2 protein-coding genes are annotated in these 4,378 nt (G+C 65.5%); both read left to right on the forward strand.

Going from position 1 to position 4,378, the window contains the following annotated elements:
- Positions 1–77: 77 nt before the first annotated feature.
- On the forward strand, positions 78–1,085 hold the full coding sequence (locus tag VXJ37_RS20930) for a LacI family DNA-binding transcriptional regulator (protein WP_331324921.1): 1,008 nt from the start codon (positions 78–80) through the stop codon (positions 1,083–1,085).
- Between the two features lie 95 nt (positions 1,086–1,180).
- On the forward strand, positions 1,181–4,228 hold the full coding sequence (locus tag VXJ37_RS20935; RefSeq protein ID WP_331324922.1) for a glycoside hydrolase family 2 TIM barrel-domain containing protein: 3,048 nt from the start codon (positions 1,181–1,183) through the stop codon (positions 4,226–4,228).
- Positions 4,229–4,378 lie beyond the last annotated feature (150 nt).

Here is a 4,378-nt window from a genome sequence, read left to right on the forward strand (position 1 = left end):
CTCCCACATTTAACAACCAAGCAACCACACACCCAAACCCCACAAGGCACCTGCGGGACAGCCTAGACTTACGGGTTATGAGCCCCCGAAACCCTGGCGCCAGGGGCAAGCGCGCCACCATTTTGGATGTGGCCGCCGCAGCAGGCGTGTCGCGCCAGACCGTCACCCGCGCCATGAACGATATGACGGGAATAAGCCGGGAAACCAGGGAGCGGGTCCAAAAGCTCGCAGCGGACATGGGATACACGCCCAGCCGCTTTGCCAGGGGACTTGTGCAGGGAGCCCGCATTTCCGTTGGCCTCGCAATCCCGGACCTGACGAATCCCTATTTCCCTGCCTTTGCCTCCAGCGTGGTGGAGGCCGCCACGGAGCGCGAATGGAACGTTGTGGTGGACGACTACGGACACGGGAGCGGCACCCCCGCGGACGCTGCTGCACGACTGTCGCCGCACGTGGACGCGCTCATCGGATACCTCGAACCGGACCCCGAGGGGGCACAGGAATTATTGGGGCGGCGTCCTGTTGTAGGCCTGGATTCCCCCGGCGCGGGTACCGCGGGCGGCATCGCTTTCGATTATCACTACGCAGCCATGCTGGCCCTTACCCATCTGGCTTCCCGGGGGTGCCGGAAGGTGGCTTACCTGGATTCGGACCAAGGCGGTACCCCAAGCAGTCGCAGCGTCGCCGCATCTGCCGTGGCGGCCCAGGCCGGCATCGAGCTCACCCGCATTGAGGCGCAGCCTTCGGCGGCCGCCGCAAGGTCCGCTGTGGCGCAGCTGGCCCAGGCCGGCGGGCGGCCTGACGGCATCCTCGCCTTCAACGATCTGATGGCGGCTGGTGCGCTGAAGGCGCTGGATGACTTCGGCCTGTCCGTTCCTGGCGAGTGCGCCGTGATTGGCATGGACGGGATACCCACGGGGGAACTGCTGACACCTGAACTAACCACCCTGTCACTGGACCTGCGCGGCGTAGGCCGTGCCGCCGTCGGCCTCCTGGAGGGATTGTTGTCCGGGTCAGTCCAGGACCGGAGTCCCCAGGCGTATCTGACGCTCCAGCACCAGCTGGTGCTCCGGCAGTCGGCCTGACCCCTACTCAAAACGAAGGTAAGCGGATAGGCTTAACGTATCCTCGTGAACGTTCACGCACCTGGCGCCCAATTCTCCCCACCAAGGAAAAATCCATGTCTGTACACTCTCCTGCAGCAACGTCCGGTCCCCTCCCTGCCTCTGGAGCCGCAGGTTCATCCCGCAGGCTTGACGTGCGGGCGGAGGCGGCGGCGGAGCTCGCCTCGCTGGCGCCGGGGCGGGGGAATCTCCCCGCACGCGCCTACCTGGCGTCGGATGCCGCCACGCTTTCGCTCAACGGCGAGTGGCAGTTCCGGTTGAGCCCGGGAATCCGGACGGCGCCTGACGACGGATGGCAGCACGGCGGGGAGTTGTCCGGCTTTAGCGGGCTCCCGGTTCCTTCCAGCTGGAACATGCACGGCCACGGGTCGCCGGCCTACACCAACGTCCAGTTTCCGTTCGCCGTGGAGCCGCCGTTCGTACCGGATGCCAACCCTGTTGGTGATTATGTAGTGACCTTCGAAGCCGGGCCCGAGTTCTTCCCGCATGCGCTGCTCCGGTTCGACGGCATCGACTCCGCCGGGACCGTGTGGTTGAACGGAGTGGAGCTCGGTACTACGCGAGGGAGCCGGCTGGCCCACGAATTCGACGTCTCGGACATCCTCGTCCAGGGAACCAACACCCTGGCAGTGCGGGTGGCCCAGTTCTCCGCCGCCAGCTACGTGGAGGACCAGGACATGTGGTGGCTGCCCGGAATCTTCCGCGACGTGACCCTCCAGGCCCGCCCTGTGGATGGCATTGATGACGTCTTCGTCCATGCCGGCTACGTTCCGGCTACGGGGGAAGGCACCCTCCGCATAGAGGTGACGCGGGCAGGACAGGTGATTGACGCCGTCGTGCGTGTCCCTGAACTTGGCCTTCAACTGCCTGCTGGCGCGGAGAAGAAAGTTCCCGGAGTGGAGCCCTGGTCCGCCGAACTTCCGCGCCTCTACGACGCAACGGTCAGCACTCCTGGCGAGTCCGTTTCGCTGCAGCTTGGCTTCCGCAGCATCACCATCGAGGACGCACAGTTCAAGGTGAACGGCCGGCGCATCCTGCTCCGCGGCGTAAACCGCCACGAACACCACCCCAAGCTGGGCCGCGTGGTTCCGCATGATGTGGTGGAGGCGGAGCTGCGGCTGATGAAGCAGCACAACATCAACGCCATCCGGACCTCGCACTACCCGCCGCATCCGGAGTTCCTGGCGCTGGCGGACCGGCTGGGCTTTTACGTGGTCCTTGAGTGCGACCTGGAGACCCACGGCTTCTACAGCGCCGGCTGGGCCCAAAACCCGAGCGATGATCCCCAGTGGGAAGAGGCGCTGCTGGACCGGATGCGCCGGACCGTTGAACGCGACAAGAACCACCCGTCGGTCATTATGTGGTCGCTGGGCAATGAGGCAGGCACCGGGCGTAACCTCGCTGCCATGTCGCGCTGGACCAAGGACCGCGACCCGTCGCGGCCAATCCATTATGAAGGTGACTGGTCCTCACCCGACGTGGACGTCTACTCCCGGATGTACGCCAGCCAGGCCGAGACGGCACTGATCGGGCAGGGAATTGAACCGCCCCTCGAGGACGCGGCACTGGATGCCCGGCGCCGGGCCATGCCGTTCGTGCTGTGCGAGTACGTGCACGCGATGGGCAACGGACCCGGCGGCATGAGCGAGTACCAGGAGCTGTTCGAGAAGTATCCCCGGCTGATGGGCGGGTTCGTCTGGGAGTGGCTGGAGCACGGAATCACGGTGCCCACTCCCGGCGGCGGCGAGCACTTCGCTTATGGCGGGGACTTCGGCGAGGAAATACACGATGGAAACTTCGTCACTGACGGTCTGGTGGATGCCAACCGCAAGCCCCGCCCGGGTCTGTTGGATTTCAAGAAGGTGATCGAGCCGCTGCAGATTGTGGTTGATGCCTCCTGGGCCAGCTTTGCTGTGCGGAACGGCCAGGACTTTGCGGACACGGCCGCCTTCCGCTTCCGGTACAAGGTGGAGGCCGACGGCGTCACCCGGCTGGAGGGAACGGTGGACGTGGCGCCGCTGGCACCGCAGTCCGAGGCCGTATTGGAGCTGCCGGCGGAGGTAGCCGATTACACGCGGTCGCTCCCGGGGGACCAGTCTGCGGTGCTCACGGTAAGTGCCGTGCTTGGGGCGGACACTGCCTGGGCAGGTGAGGGCCACGAGGTCGCCTGGGGCCAGGCAACCCATTTCGCGTCTCCAACCGACGGCGTGCCGGCTGCTGACAAGGTAGAGGTTGGCGAAAAGGAACTGCGACTGGGCAGTGCCGAGTTCGACCGGACCACCGGAAAGCCCACATCGATTGGCGGCCTTCCCGTGGAGAAACTCGACCTGGTGCTGTGGTGGGCCCCCACGGACAACGACCTCGGACGGGAATGGGACGGTGCTGATCCCCGGCCGCTTGCGGTGCAGTGGAAGGATGCAGGCCTCGACCGGCTTCACAGCCGGCTGCTGGGAATCAGTGCTGAGTCCTCGCCTGACGGTGGTGAGGAACTGCGCGTCTCCACGAGGATGGGTGCCGCCGACAAACAATTCGGGGTGCTGGTGGACTACATCTGGACCAGCCGATCCGGTTCGCTCGCCCTGCGGACGCAGGTCAAACCCGTAGGGGACTGGACCAACGGCGGCTTCGAAGTGGAATGGGCCCGGATCGGACTGGAACTGGTGCTGGGTGTCGAAACCGCCAGGGTGGCCTGGTTTGGTCAAGGGCCGCACCAGAGCTACCCGGATACCGGCCAGGGCACGCGCGCCGGGTGGTACGAGCTGTCCCTGGCCGACCTGGACGTGGACTATGTCCGCCCCCAGGAATCAGGAGCCCGCTCCGGTGTGTGGTCCGCAGTTCTGGAGACGGCCGGCGGCAGCCTCCATGTTTCCGGCGAGCCCTTTGCCCTGACGGTAAGGCCCTACAGTATGGCGGCCCTTGCTGCGGCGACGCATCGACCGGACCTGGTTCCGGACGGCCGGAGCTACATCTACCTGGACCACGCCCGGAGAGGTGTGGGCACCGCAGCGTGCGGCCCGGGCGTCCTGGAACCCTACAGGCTGAAGCCACGAGCGGCTGAATTCCAGGTGGTCTTCCGCCCGCAAGGGCATGACGGGCAGGTGTGAGCCACTCCATAACAGCTGAAATCTTGCTGTAGGAGAGTGTGAGTCTCGCTTGGGCCGTTGAAACCCGCGTAATTCCGCCGGTTTCAACGGCCCAAGGGACTCCCATTGCCCGGTTTGCGGTGGGGGCGGGGTGCGTGTATTGTTTTCTAA

The sequence above is a fragment of the Pseudarthrobacter phenanthrenivorans genome, from assembly GCF_036455295.1.
GTDB lineage: Bacteria > Actinomycetota > Actinomycetes > Actinomycetales > Micrococcaceae > Arthrobacter > Arthrobacter phenanthrenivorans_C.